The 17,044-nt window shown below is 68.1% G+C and carries 14 protein-coding genes, 1 tRNA gene and 1 pseudogene; 6 read left to right on the top strand and 10 right to left on the bottom strand.

Going from position 1 to position 17,044, the window contains the following annotated elements:
- Positions 1-6 precede the first annotated feature (6 nt).
- Positions 7-3,921, top strand: a complete 3,915-nt coding sequence (locus tag ACQPW1_RS03135) for a Pls/PosA family non-ribosomal peptide synthetase (protein WP_433661276.1) — start codon at positions 7-9, stop codon at positions 3,919-3,921.
- A complete protein-coding gene (locus ACQPW1_RS03130; protein ID WP_433661275.1) occupies positions 3,921-5,255 on the top strand; it encodes a M1 family metallopeptidase in 1,335 nt (444 codons plus the stop codon). The genes ACQPW1_RS03135 and ACQPW1_RS03130 overlap by 1 nt, the downstream gene beginning before the upstream one ends.
- A gap of 6 nt (positions 5,256-5,261) precedes the next feature.
- Here the strand turns inward: ACQPW1_RS03130 and ACQPW1_RS03125 are convergent, their stop codons facing one another.
- The 3 genes from ACQPW1_RS03125 to ACQPW1_RS03115 all read right to left on the bottom strand — a co-directional run bounded on the left by ACQPW1_RS03125 (position 5,262) and on the right by ACQPW1_RS03115 (position 6,410).
- Positions 5,262-5,450 (bottom strand): hypothetical protein, encoded by a 189-nt coding sequence (locus ACQPW1_RS03125; RefSeq protein ID WP_433661274.1) that lies wholly within the window; start codon positions 5,448-5,450, stop codon positions 5,262-5,264.
- 55 nt (positions 5,451-5,505) lie between these two features.
- Positions 5,506-5,967 carry a DUF2752 domain-containing protein gene (locus ACQPW1_RS03120; protein ID WP_433661273.1) on the bottom strand — a complete coding sequence of 154 codons (462 nt, stop codon included), beginning with the start codon at positions 5,965-5,967 and terminating at the stop codon, positions 5,506-5,508.
- Between the two features lie 62 nt (positions 5,968-6,029).
- The gene (locus ACQPW1_RS03115; RefSeq protein WP_433661272.1) at positions 6,030-6,410 is read right to left on the bottom strand and encodes a glyoxalase superfamily protein; all 381 of its coding nucleotides are present in this window, start codon (positions 6,408-6,410) and stop codon (positions 6,030-6,032) included.
- 75 nt (positions 6,411-6,485) lie between these two features.
- Here ACQPW1_RS03115 and ACQPW1_RS03110 point away from each other — a divergent pair, with 75 nt between their 5' ends.
- From ACQPW1_RS03110 to ACQPW1_RS03100, 3 genes and pseudogenes are all read left to right on the top strand, one after another.
- Positions 6,486-6,767, top strand: a complete 282-nt coding sequence (locus tag ACQPW1_RS03110; protein WP_433661271.1) for a hypothetical protein — start codon at positions 6,486-6,488, stop codon at positions 6,765-6,767.
- Between the two features lie 238 nt (positions 6,768-7,005).
- Positions 7,006-8,058: an alpha/beta fold hydrolase gene (locus ACQPW1_RS03105; protein WP_433661270.1), complete on the top strand. Its 1,053-nt coding sequence runs from the start codon at positions 7,006-7,008 to the stop codon at positions 8,056-8,058.
- A 133-nt stretch (positions 8,059-8,191) separates the two neighbouring features.
- Positions 8,192-8,332 (top strand): annotated as a pseudogene (locus ACQPW1_RS03100) (putative quinol monooxygenase); the annotation flags it as partial.
- A gap of 186 nt (positions 8,333-8,518) precedes the next feature.
- On the opposite strand, the gene ACQPW1_RS03095 reads toward ACQPW1_RS03100, so the two are convergent.
- From ACQPW1_RS03095 to ACQPW1_RS03070, 6 genes are all read right to left on the bottom strand, one after another.
- Complete coding sequence (locus tag ACQPW1_RS03095) at positions 8,519-9,172, bottom strand: Uma2 family endonuclease (RefSeq protein WP_433661269.1); 654 nt, start codon at positions 9,170-9,172, stop codon at positions 8,519-8,521.
- 91 nt (positions 9,173-9,263) lie between these two features.
- Complete coding sequence (locus ACQPW1_RS03090) at positions 9,264-9,632, bottom strand: hypothetical protein (RefSeq protein WP_433661268.1); 369 nt, start codon at positions 9,630-9,632, stop codon at positions 9,264-9,266.
- A 170-nt stretch (positions 9,633-9,802) separates the two neighbouring features.
- Entirely contained in the window at positions 9,803-11,086 is a 1,284-nt protein-coding gene (locus ACQPW1_RS03085; RefSeq protein ID WP_433661267.1) for an RNA polymerase sigma factor, read from the bottom strand.
- Between the two features lie 15 nt (positions 11,087-11,101).
- Positions 11,102-11,521 carry a YciI family protein gene (locus ACQPW1_RS03080; RefSeq protein ID WP_433661266.1) on the bottom strand — a complete coding sequence of 140 codons (420 nt, stop codon included), beginning with the start codon at positions 11,519-11,521 and terminating at the stop codon, positions 11,102-11,104.
- Positions 11,522-11,975: 454 nt separating this feature from the next.
- Positions 11,976-12,051: transfer RNA gene (locus tag ACQPW1_RS03075), tRNA-Thr, on the bottom strand.
- 82 nt (positions 12,052-12,133) lie between these two features.
- On the bottom strand, positions 12,134-13,339 hold the full coding sequence (locus ACQPW1_RS03070) for a DNA polymerase III subunit delta' (protein WP_433661265.1): 1,206 nt from the start codon (positions 13,337-13,339) through the stop codon (positions 12,134-12,136).
- A 119-nt stretch (positions 13,340-13,458) separates the two neighbouring features.
- Between ACQPW1_RS03070 and ACQPW1_RS03065 the strand changes: the two genes are divergently transcribed.
- Positions 13,459-14,004 carry a DJ-1/PfpI family protein gene (locus ACQPW1_RS03065; protein WP_433661264.1) on the top strand — a complete coding sequence of 182 codons (546 nt, stop codon included), beginning with the start codon at positions 13,459-13,461 and terminating at the stop codon, positions 14,002-14,004.
- A gap of 58 nt (positions 14,005-14,062) precedes the next feature.
- Here the strand turns inward: ACQPW1_RS03065 and topA are convergent, their stop codons facing one another.
- Complete coding sequence (gene topA / locus ACQPW1_RS03060; RefSeq protein WP_433661263.1) at positions 14,063-16,984, bottom strand: type I DNA topoisomerase; 2,922 nt, start codon at positions 16,982-16,984, stop codon at positions 14,063-14,065.
- Between the last annotated feature and the right edge of the window lie 60 nt (positions 16,985-17,044).

Here is a 17,044-nt window from a genome sequence, read left to right as displayed (position 1 = left end):
GGCGTCATGCTCCAACCACAGGTTGATGTGACGGTGGACCCACTACTTCGGACCGAGCACACGCCACCGGCCCGGACCCTGGTCGACATCCTGACCGCGACCGCGCTGACCCATCCCGACGCACCCGCCATCGATGACGGCCAGGTGGTGCTCAGCTACCTCGAACTCGTCGTCGAGATCGAGAAGACCATGGCCCGGCTCGCCACGGCGGGCGTGCGGCCCGGCGACCGGGTCGGCGTGCGGATGCCGTCCGGCTCCCGCGAGCTTTACCTGACCATCCTCGCCGTGCTGTACGCGGGCGCCGCCTACGTGCCGGTCGATGCGGACGACCCGGACGAGCGGGCCCAGCTGGTCTTCGGCGAGGCCCAGGTCACCGCGATCGTCACGGCGGCGGGCATCGAAACGACACCCGCGGGCATCCGTGCCGCAGCGGACAATCCGGTCGACGCGAGCACGAGCACCCTGCCCACCCCCGCCGACGACGCCTGGATCATCTTCACCTCCGGCTCCACCGGAACGCCGAAAGGTGTTGCGGTGACCCATCGCAACGCCGCCGCGTTCGTCGATGCCGAGGCACGGCTCTTCCTGCCGGACGCCCCGATCGGCCCCGGCGACCGGGTGCTCGCCGGACTCTCCGTCGCCTTCGACGCCTCCTGCGAGGAGATGTGGCTGGCCTGGCGCAACGGCGCCTGCCTCGTCCCCGCCCCGCGCGACCTGGTGCGCACCGGCGCCGACCTCGGCCCGTGGCTGGTCCGCCGGGAAATCAGCATCGTCTCCACCGTGCCGACGCTGGCCGCCACCTGGCCCGCCGAGGCACTGGACGCGGTCCGGCTGTTGATCTTCGGCGGCGAGGCGGTGCCGCCCGAACTCGCCGAACGCCTTGCCGGCAACGGTGATACGGATCGCGAGGTATGGAACACCTACGGCCCCACCGAGGCAACGGTGGTCGCCTGCGCCGCGCTGCTCGACGGCGAATGGCCCATCCGGATCGGCCTGCCGCTCGACGGCTGGGACCTCGTAGTGATCGACGCCGCCGGAAACCCGGTGGGCGAGGGCGAATCCGGCGAACTGGTGATCGGCGGCGTCGGCCTGGCCCGCTACCTCGATCCCGCGAAGGACGCCGAGAAGTACGCGCCACTGCCCTCGGTCGGCTGGGACCGCGCCTACCGCAGCGGCGATCTGGTCCGCAACGACAGCGCCGGCCTGGTCTTCCTCGGCCGCGCCGACGATCAGATCAAGCTCGGCGGCCGCCGCATCGAACTCGGCGAGATCGACAACGCGCTGCAACACCTACCCGGCGTCACCGGCGCGGCCGCCGCGATCCGAACGACCAAGGCGGGCAACAAGATCCTGGTCGGCTACCTCGCGGGCACCGGTCCCGATTTCGACAGCAAGGCGGCCAGAGCCCAACTCGCCGAACAGCTTCCGGCGCCGCTGGTCCCCCGGCTCGCGGTGGTCGACGAACTGCCGACCCGCACCTCGGGCAAGGTCGACCGCAACGCCCTGCCCTGGCCGCTGCCGAACAACACCGACGACGACGAGAACGACCTGACCGGCACCGCGCAATGGGTTGCCGGACTGTGGGATTCGGTGCTCGGCGGCGAGGTCACCGACCTCGATGCCGACTTCTTCGACCTGGGCGGCGGCTCGCTGGCGGCGGCTCAGATGGTCACCGCACTGCGTGCGCGTTATCCACAGATCACCGTCGCCGACCTCTACGACCATCCCCGCCTCGGCGCGCTGGTGGAACTGCTGGAGCAGAGCACACCGGCCGTCGCCGTCGAGGAACGTGTCGTGCGTCCGACGCCGCGGCGGGCCCAGTGGATGCAGGTGCTTGCCACCATCCCGCTCACCACGCTCACCGGCCTGCAATGGCTCACCTGGCTGGCCATCGTCGGCAATATCGCTGCCTGGTCCGGCTCGCTGCCGTGGCTGCCCCAGTTGCCCTGGTGGTGGACGCTGGCGGCGTTCCTGCTCTTCATCTCGCCCCCTGGCCGGATGGGGATCTGCGTGGTCGGCGCTCGACTACTGCTGCGCGGGGCCGCCCCCGGCCGGTATCCGCGCGGCGGCTCGGTGCATCTGCGGCTGTGGGCCGCGGTACGCCTCTCCGAGGCCAGCGGTGCCGAAAACCTCTCGGGCGCACCATGGATGGTGCCGTTCGCGCGGGCGCTCGGCGCCAAGATCGGCAAGGGCGTCGACCTGCACACCCTCCCGCCGGTGACCGGCATGCTCGAACTGGGCGACGGCTGCAGCGTGGAACCCGAGGTCGACCTGTCCGGCTACTGGATCGACGGCGACGTCGTACACCTCGGCCCGATCACCATCGGCGCGGGCGCGGTAATCGGCGCCCGATCGATCCTGTTGCCCGGCACCAGGATCGGCAAGAACGCCGAAATCGCGCCGGGCTCCGCGGTATCCGGCAAGGTCAAGGCCGAGCAGGAGTGGGCGGGCTCGCCCGCCGCGAAAATCGGTAAGGCACACCACCGCTGGCCCGCGCACACGCCCGATCGGGCGGCGCACTGGGTGGCGATCTTCGGCATCACCTCGATGGCGCTGGCCGCGGTGCCGATCCTCGGCATCGGTTCGGGTGGCCTCTTCATCGCCTGGTTCATCCGCGACACCCGCACCCTCGCGGGCGGTTTGGGACGTGCCTTCGCGATCCTGCCGGTCGCGACGCTGCTCAGCCTCGCGGTCTACGCGGCGGTCACCATCATCCTGGTGCGGCTGCTCAGCTTCCGATTGCGCGAGGGCTATCACCCGGTGCGCAGCCGGACCGGGTGGCAGGTGTGGTCCACCGAGCGGCTGCTGGATTCCGCGCGCACCTTCCTGTTCCCGCTGTACGCGAGCCTGCTCACGCCGATCTGGCTGCGCCTGCTCGGCGCGAAGATCGGTCAGGGCGTCGAGGCGTCCACGGTGCTGTTGCTGCCCAAGTTCACCACAGTCGCCGACGGCGCGTTCCTGGCCGACGACACCATGATCGCCAGCTACGAACTCGGCGGCGGCTGGCTGCGGATCGGCGAGGCGAAGGTCGGCAAGCGCGCCTTCCTCGGCAACTCGGGCATGACCGCGCCCGGTCGCCGGGTGCCGAAAAACGGCCTGGTCGCGGTCCTTTCGGCCGCGCCGTCCAAGTCGAAGGCAGGCTCGTCCTGGCTGGGCAGCCCGCCGGTGCGGTTGCGCCGCGCGCCGGAAAGCTCGGACACCGCACGCACTTTCGATCCGCCGCCGAAGCTGCGGATCGCCCGCGCCGTCGTCGAGACCTGCCGCCTGATCCCGGTGCTGGTGACCTTCGCCATCGGGCTGGGCGTGCTGTTCACCCTCGCCTGGCTCGCGCAGAGCCTCGGCCACCTGCCCACCGCGCTGCTCAGCGGGTTCGTGCTGCTGGCCGCCGGTGCGCTCGCCGGCGCGAGTTCGGTGGCCGCGAAGTGGTTGCTGATCGGCCGGATTCGGGCCGAGGAGCATCCGCTGTGGAGTTCGTTCGTCTGGCGCAACGAGGTCTCCGACACCTTCGTGGAAACCGTTGCCGCGCCGTGGTTCGCGCGCGCCGCGACGGGTACACCGGTGCTGAACCTGTGGCTTCGCGGACTCGGTGCCAAGATCGGCCGCGGGGTATGGTGCGAGTCCTATTGGCTACCGGAGGCGGACCTGGTGACACTCGGTGACGGCGCGACCGTGGAACGCGGCTGCGTCGTGCAGACCCATCTCTTCCACGACCGCATCATGTCCATGGACACCGTCACCCTCGGTGCCGGTGCCACGCTCGGCCCGCACTGCGTCGCGCTGCCCGCCTCGACCATCGGCGAGGGCGCGACCATCGGCCCCGCCTCGCTGGTCATGCGCGGCGACACCGTTCCCCCGTCCACTCGCTGGTGGGGCAACCCGATCGCGCCTTGGTTCGGAGGCGACCCGGGAGCGGCCCGCTGATGCCGGGGAAGTTCTACGAAGCACCTATCGACGAATACCTGCCGCAGAACGGAAATCGGGGCTACCGGGTATCGCGGTACGAGCTCGACCTCACCTACAAGGTGGCCAGCAACCGGTTGGCGGGCCGCGCGGAGATCACCGCCGTGACCACCGCTGTGCAGCCGCGGTTCTCGCTGGATCTGTCGCAGGCGCTCACCGTGTCCAAGGTGTTCGTCAACGGTGCCAAGGCCACGAAATACACCCACCAGCGCGGCAAATTGGTGATCACGCCGCAGCAGCGGATTCCGGCGGGCGGCGTGCTCTCGCTGGTCGTGCAATACGGCGGCATCCCGCGGCCGGTGCGCGGACCGTGGGGCGCGGTCGGCTGGGAAGAGCTCACCGAGGGCGCGCTGGTGGCCAGCCAGCCGAACGGCGCGGCGTCCTGGTTCCCGTGTGACGACCATCCGAGTTCCAAAGCCAGCTACCGGATTTCGATCACCACCGACAGTCCGTACTACGCGCTGGCCAACGGCACGCTGCTGCGCAAGCAGGTCAAGGCCAGCCAGACCACCTGGGTGTACGAGCAGGCCGAGCCGATGTCGACCTATCTGGCGACCATCCAGGTCGGGCCGTATCAGAAGCACCGCATCGTGTCCCCACCCAATTCGGTGCCCATGCATGCCGTCGCCCCGGCCCGGTTGCGCGCCAACTTCGAGCACGACTTCGCCCGGCAGCCGCAGATGATGGAGATCTTCATCGAAAGGTTCGGGCCGTACCCGTTCGAGGCGTACACCGTGGTCGTCACCGATGACGATCTGGAGATTCCGATCGAGGCGCAGGGCATCTCCATCTTCGGCGCCAACCACTGCGACGGCAGGCGCGGCGCCGAACGGCTGGTCGCGCACGAGTTGGCGCACCAGTGGTTCGGCAACAGCCTCACCATCCGGCAGTGGCGCGATATCTGGCTACACGAGGGCTTCGCCTGTTACGCGGAATGGATCTGGTCCGAGGAGGCGGGCGGTCCGACGGCCGATCAACTCGCCCGCGCGGCCCGGCACAATCTGTCCAGGCAGCCGCAGGACATCGCCGTCGGCGATCCGGGGCCGCAGCACATGTTCGACGATCGGGTCTACAAGCGCGGCGCGCTCACGCTGCACGCGTTGCGGCTGCAGCTGGGCGATCTCGGCTTCTACGATCTGTTGCGGGAGTGGACGATTCGCTACCGGCACGCCTCGGTGAGTACCGAGGATTTCACCGATCTGGCCGGGCATTACAGCCGGATTCCGTTGCGGCCGCTGTGGGACAGCTGGCTGGTCGAGAAGCCGCTGCCGCAACTTCCGCCCTCGGCGGCGTAGGTCCCGTCAGAACACCAGGTAGCGCGAGGCGAGTTCTTCGACGAGGGGGTCGTCGTCGGGGACACTGTTGAGTGCCTCGAGGTCGGATTCGACCGAGAGCTGGCGGGGATCGTCCTGTTCGGTGTCCGGTGCGCCGTCTTCCGCCAGCTGGCGCAGTAGCTTCGAGCGGACACGGTCCTTCAGCGAATCACTCATGGGTGTAGCTTGCCCGGTCCGCAGCGGGCAAACCGCAGGGCTCGCCGTCTGCCGACTAGACCGGGGTGAACCAGGTGCCCCACGGCGTATTGCGCAGCACGGTGTAGACCGTCAGCAGGGCGAAGAAGCTCCACATCGTTGCGCGGTTGATCGAGGGCAGGCGCATGCGCTGGCCGCGTCGGGCGCGCAGGGTCCAGTCGCTTATCCACAGCACGAAGGCGAGGACCAGCGGGATGGCAAGCAGGTTGCTGTGCACCGCATCCAGCAGGTGGCCGTCGGTCAGGTTGTGGATCGCCCGCATGCCGCCGCAGCCGGGGCACCACCACCCGGTCAGCGCGTAGACGGGGCACACGCCGTAGGAACCGTCGATGTGTGGGTCGCGCACGTGCAGCAGCACGCCGATCCCGATGCCGACGCCCGCCACCAACAGCGGCACGCCTACGCCGCGCAAACCGGGCTTGGTCGGTGCTGATTCCTGCTGCGCCGCCGGTTCCGGTGCCACGTGCGTGCTGTCCACAGCACCAACGGTAACTGCGCGCCGTGGGTCACCGCCACACCGATGGTGCGGCCCACGCGGCGCTATTCGTCGGGCTGGGCGAAGCGCAGGGTGTTGCCGGAGGGGTCGGCCAGCCCGAATCCGGGACCAGCAGGGCCATCCTCCGGCGGCCCGGGCTTGGCGTAGCGGTATTCCTTACCTGCTAGCTCGGCATACCACGCCTTGACGTCGGCCACCTCGATCCACACCACGGTGCCCGGTGTGCCGTCGCCGTGATGCTCGCTGAGGTGGAACACCGCCGACCCCCGGGAGACCTGGGCGTAGAGCGGGAAGTTGTCGCCGAACCGGTGCTCCCAGTCGACGGTGAAACCCAGGTAGTCGCAATAGAACTCGTACGCCCGCGCGACATCGAATATGCGCAATACGGGGATGGGTGCTGCGAAGCCGATCTCATCGGAAGCCACCCGACGATCATCGCACCGGGGTCAGACAAGATCGAACATGTTTACTATCTTCGCAGGTAGGGTATGATTTCCGTTGTGGATGCCGCTGGTTTTACCCGGCTCGACGGATTCGCGGTCAACGCGACTCGCAGGCTCGATTTCGGGCATGTGGGGCACTGGTCCGCACCCAAGCATCACGATCTCGACGACGACAGCGGCCGGATGGTCGCGGTCGAAATCGATCCCGGCGACGGTTCCTCGGTCGTGGTCTTCGTTCGCGCGCCCAACCGCAGCGACGTGCCGAGCGACTTCCATCCGGACGACCAGGTGTGCCTGGTGCTCCCCGAGGTGATCGCCGCCTTGTACTCCACCAGTTGAGCGAGTTCCCGGAAACTGTTACTGGATCGCCACTTTCGCGGGCTAACGGAGCCGTCCGCGCGGTGCGATGTAGTCAGCAGAGCTATCTCCGACGCGATTTTTTGTGAAAAGAGACGGTGTCACTGCACCGAATTCCGGGTAATCAACCCAGTGAGCCAGAAGTTCCGCTGCGGCGCGCTTGCACTAGCAAGCACTCAGCTTGCACTGTACTGTGGCGGCAGACACAAAGGAGTGCCCGATGCTGGTGAAGTCGATGAAGACTTTGGCGGACGCGCGTAATGGCGCCCTGACCGCCGCCTACCGTGCTGGATTGCGATCACGCACCTTCCGCACCGCGTCGTTGAACGCTCCCACCGCGCCCCTGGAAATCATCCCGGTGACCACCGTGGACGGTGCCCGCCTGCGGGTGCACGCCTACGGTCCCGCCGACGGCGACGTCATCGTGCTGATCCACGGCTGGAGCTGCAGCATCGAGTACTGGAATCCGCAGATCAACGCGTTCGCCGACCGGTATCGGGTGGTCTGCTACGACCAGCGCGGGCACGGCGCCAGCGAGCTCGGCGCCCGCATGCCGAGCCGGGACACCCTGGCCGACGACCTGTCCTCCGTGCTCGATGCCACCCTGCGTCCCGGCCAGCGCGCCGTGCTCGCGGGCCACAGCATGGGCGGAATCACCGTGCAGGCGTGGGCAGCTCGCTACCCCGAGCAGGTCGCCCGCCGTGCCGCCGCGGCCATTCTGCTGAACACCACCGCGGGCAACATCCGGTACGACACCGATCTGCTCCCGCTGCTGAACAAGCAGCTCACCGTGCAGAACAAGCCGGTCACGTTGCTCGGCGCCCCCGTCCGCCTGCCCACCTTCGTCTCCGAGACGGTGCTGACCAGCCCGGTCCCGCTGCCCGGCGGCTGGCTGGTCGGCGCGGTGCTCAAGGACCGGATGATGAGCAAGCACGCCACCGCCGACGAGGTGAACTTCGCCCTCGGCATCGTCCGCTCCTGTCGCCCGCTGGCCCGCGGCAAGCACGCCGCCGCACTGGCCGACCTCGACGTCAGCGACGGTGCGGCGCATCTGACCATCCCCACCACGGTCATCTCGGGCAGCCACGACCGGCTGCTGCCGGAGCGGATGGCCCGCCGGATCGCCGACACCCTGTCCAAGACCGGCCACCTCGCCGCCTATCACAGCTGGCCGACCGGCCATCTCGGCAATATCGAGGCAGCCGACCGTTTCAACGCGGAACTCGAGCTCGTCGTCCAACAGGCCACGCAGCGCACAGCTGTCGCCGGCTGACCCCACTCGTTCTCCTGGGCTGGTCAACGGCGCCCAGCCCAGGAGCAACACCCACGCGCCGATCAGTTCGCCGAGTCGACGTCGTCCTTACTGCTGAGCAGGCAATCACCCCTCGGCAGAAGAGGTTTCACGAATGTTGATCATCTCCGGATACACGGAAGTCGACCCCACCCAGCGCGACGCGTTGGTGAGCGCCTTCCACGACTTGCTCAGCCGCTGCCGATCCGCCCCCGGCTGCCTCGACTGCGCCTTCAGCGCCGACCCCATCGACCCGGGCCGCGTGAACATCCTCGAGCGCTGGGACACCCCCGAAAACCTCGAAGCCTGGCGAGCCAAGGCCAACGCCCCCGACCCCGGCATCCCCATCAAGAACAACCACGTCCATGAAGTACACCGTCACCGACGAACGCCCGCCCTTCGACTGAGCTCGGCGAGCCCGCACCTTCCGGTCGCTCAACTGTCAGAACTCGACCTCGGACCATGGAATGTTGATCGAGAACGGAAACTCGATCTCGATACCAGCAGGGTCGGCGGGAGTCCATTCACCGGCCAAGATGTAGTTGACCGGACGGAGCGGGTGGACTCCGTCAGGAAGCTGCCCGTGACCGGTTTCGAGTGCATAGGCACGAACGGTCGCGATCGCGCTCGACTCCCGCGCCAGGCTCACCTCCCAGTACCAAGGAATCTTCGCGCTGGCGTAGCGGCCCTTCTTGGCCTCCATATCGGACTGCGTGTTCGACGGGGACAGCACCTCACCGACCAGCAAGGCATCGGCGGCACGAACATCCTGATACGAGGACTCGAGGCAGCGGTGGACCAAGAAGTCGGGTGTCAGGAAGTCCGACTTTCCGGTATGTCCCAGAAAGACGTTCGTCTCGAAGGTCACTCGCCAACAGGACTCCGGGTGCTCCGACATTCCTTTCCGTGAGCAACGCTCCAGAGCGGCCCACAGACGTCCGGTGAGAACCTGATGCTCGCTGGGACCGCGACGAACCCAGACGACGCGACCATCCCATAGCTCGATCTGCTCGGCGATCTCCTCTGGGAGTCGCTGCAACTCCTCCCAGGTCATGTACTCAGGGAGGTCCGGCCGCTCGATGCTCGGGAGAGACATGCCGCAATAGTAGTTGTCCGACTGGCCGCCTAGCCAGGGAGTTTGCCCGCAACGCCAGCGAACGGAACACGGCGGCGTGCCGTCCGGCGGGTCAGTCGCGGTATATCGCTACGTACGCGTTGGTGGCGGTTCCGATGCTGGTGGGACCGAGGCAGGAGGCCGAGCCTTGACCGGACGGGCTGAAGGAACCGCCCCACGAGCCGCGATAGGGGCCGATGGCCATGAGCGGAAAGGCGTTCGGCACGCCTGCCAGCCCGAAGCATTCGACAACCAGGGTGTACTCCCGGCCGGGAGGTGCGTCGTTGTCATGGCACGTCGCCGTCGCACTGACCAGATCCCGCGTGACGACGCAGTCCTGCGGGGCGGCCTGGGCCGTACCGGACCCGACCACCGCGGCAAAACCCAGCACCGTCACTGCGGCAGCCGTGACTCGCCCGGCCGCAATCATCGAATTCCTCATATGAATCCCACCCTCTCAGCTTGGTCCTTGGGAGTCGGCCACGAGCACCGAGTCGTTACCAAACTGTCGGCTGAAGAGCCGTCATCATCGAGAACAACCGCAGCGTATACCAGCGTCGCACCATCGCTGCCGGATACGCGGGACTCGGGCGTTTGCCCGCCACCTCGTGCTCAGTCCAGGCCCGCGAGCTTGTCGGACAGGACCGCGCGCTCACGGTCGTTGCCGCACAAGGTGATTGCGTGCGTCAGCGCCTCGCGTGCTTCCGATTTTCGGCCCAGCTGGATCAGTAGTTCGCCGCGCACGCTCGGCAACAGATGTGAGCCCGAAAGTGCTGGGGCGGTAGATAACTCGTCGACAATCATTAGCGCGGCCGCCGGTCCCTGCGCCATGGATACGGCCACCGCACGGTTGAGGTCGACCACCGGCGACGGTGCCAGGCGGCCGAGTGCTTCGTACAGCAGCACGATGCGATCCCACGCTGTCTCCTCGACTGATGGTGCGACAGAGTGACATTCGGCGATTGCGGCTTGCAGGCCGTAGGCGCCGAGACCTCGGCCGACCCGACCGGCGCGTTCCAAGGCGGCGCGGCCACGGCGGATCGCGGCGCGGTCCCAGCGACGACGGTCCTGCTGCGCCAACAGGACCGGATGCCCGTCCGGTCCGGTGCGTGCGGGAAAGCGCGCCGCGGTGAGCTCGAGCAGGGCCAGAAGTCCTTGTGCCTCAGGCTCGTTCGGCACCAACCGGGCGAGCACCCGCGCCAGTCGCTGTGCCTCGCCCGCGAGTTCGGATCGGATCAGCTCGCTGCCGGAGCTGGCCGAAGATCCTTCGGTGAAGATCAGATACACGACATTGAGCACCGAACTGAGCCGCGCGGCCCGCTCCTGCGCCGACGGCACCTCGAACCGCACCTTGGCCGCTGCGAGGGTCTTCTTCGCCCGGGTGATGCGCGCCTGCACGGTCGCGGTCGGCACCAGGCACGCCTTGGCGATCTCGTCGCTGGTCAGACCGCCGACAACGCGCAGCGTGAGCGCGACCTGGGCGTCCCTGGACAGCGTCGGATGGCAGGAGATGAACATCAGCGCGAGGATGTCGTCGTCGATCTGGTCCGGATCCCACAGCACGTCACCGGCGGCCGCCGGCTCGGCCGGTTCGCTACCCGAGACGGCACCGCCCTCGCCCAGGTTGTGGGCGAGTGCGGTGTATCGGTCGTCGAGGGCGGAGCGCCGCCGGAACGCGTCGATGGCCCGCCGCCTGCCGACGGTGAGCAACCATCCCGCGGGATTGTTCGGCACCCCGTCGCGCGGCCAGGTCAACAGCGCTTCGGCCAGCGCTTCCTGCGCGAGGTCCTCGGCGAGCGAGAAATCGCCGGTGTAGCGCGCCAGCGCACCGACGATCCGCGCGGATTCGATCCGCCAGACGGCGGCGACGGCCTCACGACCAGTGTGCTCGGCCATCGCCCGCCGCCCCGTTCAGAGCTGACCGGTGGCTTCGCGCCACGCCCGCTCCTTCTGAATCCACTCGTTGTCCTGCGGGAATTCGTCGATCGAGGAAACCCGCCTGATCTCGGTCTTGAAGCCGGGCCCGGCCATCGGCATGCGCTTGGCCCACTCGATCGCCTCCTCCTTCGACGCCACATTGAGAATGTAGAAGCCGCCGAACAACTCCTTGGTCTCACCGTAGGGGCCATCGGTGACGATGGGCTGCTCGGACGAGTAGTCCACGACCACACTCTCGGCCGGATCCTCGAGCCCCTCGGCCGCGAGCAGCACCCCAGCCCGGATCAGCTCCTCGTTGAACCGCCCCACTATCTCCAGCATCTTCTCGAAGTCGATCTCCCCCATCCCCGCGTACGCCTCGTCCGTCGCGCGCATCACCAGCATGTACTTCATGGTTTCGTCTCCTCGGTTCATCCGGGTCCCCTGTGGACCCTTTCACCCTTAGGTCGAACGGGCGACGCCGAAGATCGACACGTCCTCGAGATTTCTTTTTCGGGCATCGAACGGGACATGGCGGCGGGCGTTGCGCGTGTCACCGCCACCATCTCCCGGCGGAGGAGCTGCCGGGGTTGGCGTGGGTGGTGGGCGACGTCGGCGCTGGTGGTCAGCCTGGCAACGGAGGCTGGCGAAGTGGGCCGGAACGGCGGAACGCTCGGCGGCGCTGCACTGCCCGACGCGTCGTTGAGCGAGGACCCGACTAGATGATCACGCGGGACGGATGCCCTGAACCGCAGCGATCCCGGCTGATCCGCTGGTGCGCCGAGCGACTTGATCGGGACTTAGTCGGGAGTTCAGCCACCTAGGTTGAACTCCGGTGAGGCCGAAATTCGGCCCTCAACTGGGTGTATGGAGCCGCCTGCGAGAATCGAACTCGCGACCTTTTCATTACGAGTGAAGCGCTCTACCGACTGAGCTAAGGCGGCGTGCCTTTCGGCGTGGCGAGTCTATCGTCTTGGGGGGTGGATCGCGAAAACGGGTGGTCACCGGGTCGGATCGGGCAGCGTGTCAGCCGGATTGGGCGGCCATCAGGGCGGCGGCCAGGGCGGCCAGGGCGAAGCGGGGTTTGACGTTGACGTCGAGGGCTTCGCGGCAGGCCAGCACGGCGTCGATGGATTTGAGCAGGCCCTCGGGGCGGACGCGGTCGGCCAGGTCGTAGATCTGGTCGGACATGTCCGGGTGGGTGAGGGCGACGCCGGAGCCGTTGCGAGCGGCGCCGAAGCGGACGGCGAGGGCGTCGCGGTAGACGCCGGCCACGTCGATGAGGGCCCGGTCGAGCGAGTCGCGGCCGGTGCGGGTGGCGCGCGACTTCTGGCGGCGCTCCAGGTCTTTCAGCACGCCGGCGGATCCACGGGTGGCGCCCGCGGCGCCCTTGCCGGTGCCGCCCGCGCCCATCGCGGTCGCCAGTTCTTCGCGCTCGCGGTCGTCGCGGCCCGCGCTCATCTGTTTGGCTTCGTCGTCGGCGGCCTTGACCAGTTCGTCGGCGGCGGCATAGGCGGCACCGGGCTTGGAGGCGGCAGCGACCAGGGCCAGCGCCCGCTGGCGACGGGCGCGTGCTTCCTCGTCGGTGGCCAGGCGCCGGGCCCGGCCGACGTGTCCGCCGCTGATCGAGGCCGCCCAGTTGGCGGTCTTCTCGTCGAGCTTGTCGCGTTCCCGCAGCACCCGCGCGATGGCGGGCACCGACGGCGTAACCAGGTGCACGTGCCTGCAGCGGGAGCGCAGGGTGACCGAGATGTCCTCGGGGTCGACCGACGGCGCGCAGAGCAGGAACACCGTTCGGTCCGGCGGCTCCTCGACCACCTTGAGCAGCACGTTGCCCGCGGCCTCGGTCAACCGGTCGGCGTCCTCGATGACGACCACCTGCCAGCGTCCGGTGCTCGGCCGGCGCGAGGCGATCTGCACGATCTCGCGCATCTCCTTGGTGCTGATGCTCAGCCCCTCCGGGATCACCCGGCGCACGTCGCCGTGCGTGCCCGCCATGGTGGTGGTGCAGGCATGGCAGTGGCCGCATCCCGGTGTGCCGGGATCGGTGCACTGCAGCGCGGCCGCGAAGCACAGCGCCGCAACGGATCTCCCCGATCCGGGCGGGCCGGTGAACAGCCACGAGTGCGTCATCGCCCCTTGGACGACCTCCGCACGGGCCGCGACGGAAGCGGCCGTCAGCGCGGACTCGACCGCATCCTGGCCGACCAACCGATCGAAGACACCTGCCACGCCGTACACCCTAGCCGCCCGCACCGACACGGATCGCCCGGTCAGGTCGGGGCGACGCGCACGCGGGTATTGACCGTGCCGTCGGCCGGGCGGATCCTCGAGAAGGAGGTGGAATCACCGTGAGAATTCTGTTGATCACCGGCGATGCGGCCGAAGACCTCGAGGTCATGTACCCGTATCAGCGCCTACTCGAAGAGGGCCACGAGGTGGATATCGCGGCCCCGGCCGTCAAGAAGCTGCAGTTCGTGGTGCACGACTTCGTCGACGGCTTCGATACTTACACCGAAAAGCTCGGACACAGTTGGCCTGCCGATGTCGCGTTCGCCGACGTCGATCCGGCCACCTACGACGCGTTGGTCGTGCCGGGTGGCCGGGCGCCGGAGTACCTGCGCAACAACCCGGACTGCCAGCGCCTGGCGCGGCACTTCGCGGAGGCGGGCAAGCCCATCGCGGCGCTGTGCCACGGGCCGCTGATCCTCGCTGCCGCAGGCGTTTTGGTCGGCCGCTCGTGCAGCGCGTACCCGGCGTTGGCGCCGGATATCGAGGCGGCCGGGGCAAAGTTCGTGGACAGCGAGGCCTACGTGGACGAGAACATCGTCACCGGCCGCGCCTGGCCCGATCACCCCGCCTGGATGCGCGAATTCCTCAGGGTGCTCGGCAAGTAGCGCGAAATCCCTTCGCGGGTCGGGTAACTCGGACTGTCAGCCCGCCCGACCCGCGAACTCAGGATTTCCCGACGCCGGTCTTCTTCGCCGCCGTCTTCTGCGCGGTGGTCTTCTTGGCGACCGTCTTGGTGGTCGTCGACTTGCTGGCCGTCGTCTTCTTGGCCGTCGTCTTCTTGGCCGCTGTCTTCTTCGCCGCGGTCTTCTTGGCGGGCGCCTTCTTGGCGGCGGCCTTCTTCTTCACCGGTCCGCGTGCCCGCCGATCCGCGAGCAACTCCATCGCCCGCTCCGGGGTGATCGACTCGATCTCGTCACCCTTGCGCAGCGTGGCATTGGTCTCGCCGTCGGTGACGTACGGACCGAAACGTCCGTCCTTGATCACCATCGGCTGGCCCGAGGCGGAGTCGTTGCCCAACTCGCGCAGCGGCGCCGCGGCGGACGCCTGCCGCCCGCGCCGCTTCGGCTCGGCGTAGATCTTCAGCGCCTCGTCGAGCGTGACGTCGAAGATCTGATCCTCGCCGGTGAGCGAACGAGAGTCGGTGCCCTTCTTCAGATATGGGCCGTAGCGACCGTTCTGCGCGGTGATCTCCTCGCCGGAGGTCGGATCCGCGCCGACCACGCGCGGCAACGACAGCAGCTTGAGTGCGTCGTCGAGCGTGACGGTGGCCAGGTCCATCGACTTGAACAGCGACCCGGTGCGCGGCTTGGGCGCGGCCGCCTTCTTCGCCGTCTTCTTGGCGGGCGCCGGCGTTTCGTCGGCGCCGGGTTCGGGCAGCACCTCGGTGACGTACGGGCCGAAACGTCCTTCCTTGGCGACGATTTCGTGCCCGGACGCCGGATCCGTGCCCAGCGAGCGTCCCTCCTGTGGCGTCGAGAACAGCTTCTCGGCGACCTCCATGGTCAGCTCGTCCGGCGGCAGATCGTCGGGCAGGTTGGCCCGCTGCGAGATCGAATTGCCTTCGGGGTCATCGGGATTGATGACCATCCGCTCCAGATACGGCCCATAGCGGCCGACCCGGACGACGACGTCGCGTCCCTCGTCGTCGGCAAAGAGCTTGATGGAGTTGATTTCTCGCGCGTCGATGTCGTCGAGTCGCTCGCCGACCATCTTCTTCAGACCGCCGGAGCGCGCGACCGAACCCTCGGCACCGGTCTCGCCGCCGAAATAGAAGCTGGACAACCAACTTCCGCGCTGCTCGCGACCACCGGCGATGGCGTCGAGGTCGTCCTCCATGCCCGCGGTGAAGTCGAAGTCGACCAGTCGGCCGAAATGCTCTTCCAGCAGCCCGATTACGGCGAACGCCACCCACGACGGCACCAGCGCGCTGCCGCGCTTGTACACATAGCCGCGGTCGAGAATCGTCTTGATGATCGACGCGTAGGTCGAAGGGCGGCCGATGCCGAGCTCTTCGAGCGTCTTGATCAGCGACGCTTCGGTGTATCTGGCGGGCGGATTCGTGCTGTGCCCATCGGGATTCAGCTCGACCGCGGTGACGCGCTGGCCCTCGTCGAGCGCGGGCAGCCGGGATTCGGCGTCGTCGGATTGACCGCCTGCCTCCTCGTCCACGCTCTCCACGTAGGCCTTGAGGAAGCCCGCGAAGGTGATGGTGCGACCCGAGGCGGAGAACACGCATTCCTCGCCGGTGGTCGCGACGCCGGTGATGCGCAGCGTCAGCGTGGTGCCCCTGGCGTCGGCCATCTGCGAGGCGACCGTGCGCTGCCAGATCATCTCGTAGAGCCGGAACTCGTCGTTGTCCAGCCGCGCGTGCAACTGGCCCGGGGTGGCGAAGGTGTCACCGGACGGGCGGATCGCCTCGTGTGCCTCCTGCGCGTTCTTCACCTTGCGGGTGTATTGCCGCGGTGTCGGATGCACGTACTCGGCGCCGTACAGCTGGGTCGCCTGCGAGCGCGCCGCGGCGATGGCCGACTCCGACAGCGTGGTCGAGTCGGTACGCATGTAGGTGATGTAGCCGTTTTCGTACAGTCGCTGCGCGACCCGCATCGTGCGCTCGGAGTTGAAGCGCAGCTTGCGCCCGGCCTCCTGCTGCAGCGTCGAGGTCATGAACGGCGGATACGGCTTGCGGGAGTACGGCTTGGCCTCCGCGGAGGAGACCACCAGATCGGCGCCGTCGAGGGCCTGCGCCAGGCGGTGCGCGTATGCCTCGTCCAGCACGACCACGCCGGAGGCGGTCTTGAGCTGGCCGTCCGAGCTGAAGTCGCGACCGGTCGCGACGCGCGCGCCGGCCACGTTCACCAGCCGGGCCCCGAAGGTCCGCGGGTTGCTGGTGTCACCGTCTTCGCCGGGGCCCGCGTCGAGTTTCGCGGCGATATCCCAGTACTCGGCGGAGCGGAAGGCCATCCGCTCGCGCTCGCGCTGGACGATCACCCTGGTGGCGACCGACTGCACGCGGCCCGCCGACAGTCGCGGCATGACCTTTTTCCACAGCACCGGACTGACTTCGTAGCCGTACAGCCGGTCCAGGATGCGGCGGGTCTCCTGCGCGTCGACCAGGTCGTTGTCCAGGTCACGCGTGTCGGCCGCGGCCGCCTGGATGGCGGGCTCGGTGATCTCGTGGAACACCATCCGCCGGACCGGGACCTTGGGCTTGAGCGTCTCCAGCAGGTGCCAGGCGATCGCCTCGCCCTCGCGGTCGGGGTCGGTGGCGAGATAGAGCTCGTCGGCGTCCTTCAGCAAGCTCTTGAGCTCGGCGACCTTGGCCTTCTTATCGGGGCTCACCACATAGATGGCCTCGAAGTCGTGGTCCACGTCGACGCCGAGGCGCGCCCAGGACTCACCCTTGTATTTGGCGGGAACGTCCGCCGCCCCACGCGGCAGGTCCCGGATATGTCCCACCGAGGCCTCGACCGTGTAGTTACGGCCTAGGTAGGGAGCTATCTTGCGGGCCTTGGTTGGGGACTCGACGATCACGAGACGACGCAGGGGACGGCCCTGGTCGGCTGCACCGCGGTCTCGTGTTGCCACCGGCGAATACACCTTTCCTGTCGACCCGCGTTGGCGCTTTTCGGCGCCGTGCGCGGCTGG

Origin of the sequence: Nocardia sp. CA-128927, from assembly GCF_050955855.1 — a bacterium.
Classification (GTDB): Bacteria; Actinomycetota; Actinomycetes; order Mycobacteriales; family Mycobacteriaceae; genus Nocardia.
This window is presented reverse-complemented; position numbering and strand designations above follow the sequence as displayed.

Excerpts from the sequence above, each read along its gene's own strand:
- ACQPW1_RS03080 (WP_433661266.1), bottom strand. The coding sequence starts at position 11,521 with ATGAAGTACATGCTGGTGATGCGCGCGACGGACGAGGCGTACGCGGGG.
- ACQPW1_RS03090 (WP_433661268.1), bottom strand. The coding sequence starts at position 9,632 with ATGAGGAATTCGATGATTGCGGCCGGGCGAGTCACGGCTGCCGCAGTG.
- ACQPW1_RS03095 (WP_433661269.1), bottom strand. The coding sequence starts at position 9,172 with ATGTCTCTCCCGAGCATCGAGCGGCCGGACCTCCCTGAGTACATGACC.
- ACQPW1_RS03085 (WP_433661267.1), bottom strand. The coding sequence starts at position 11,086 with ATGGCCGAGCACACTGGTCGTGAGGCCGTCGCCGCCGTCTGGCGGATC.
- ACQPW1_RS03125 (WP_433661274.1), bottom strand. The coding sequence starts at position 5,450 with ATGAGTGATTCGCTGAAGGACCGTGTCCGCTCGAAGCTACTGCGCCAG.
- ACQPW1_RS03105 (WP_433661270.1), top strand. The coding sequence starts at position 7,006 with ATGCTGGTGAAGTCGATGAAGACTTTGGCGGACGCGCGTAATGGCGCC.
- ACQPW1_RS03130 (WP_433661275.1), top strand. The coding sequence starts at position 3,921 with ATGCCGGGGAAGTTCTACGAAGCACCTATCGACGAATACCTGCCGCAG.
- ACQPW1_RS03135 (WP_433661276.1), top strand. The coding sequence starts at position 7 with ATGCTCCAACCACAGGTTGATGTGACGGTGGACCCACTACTTCGGACC.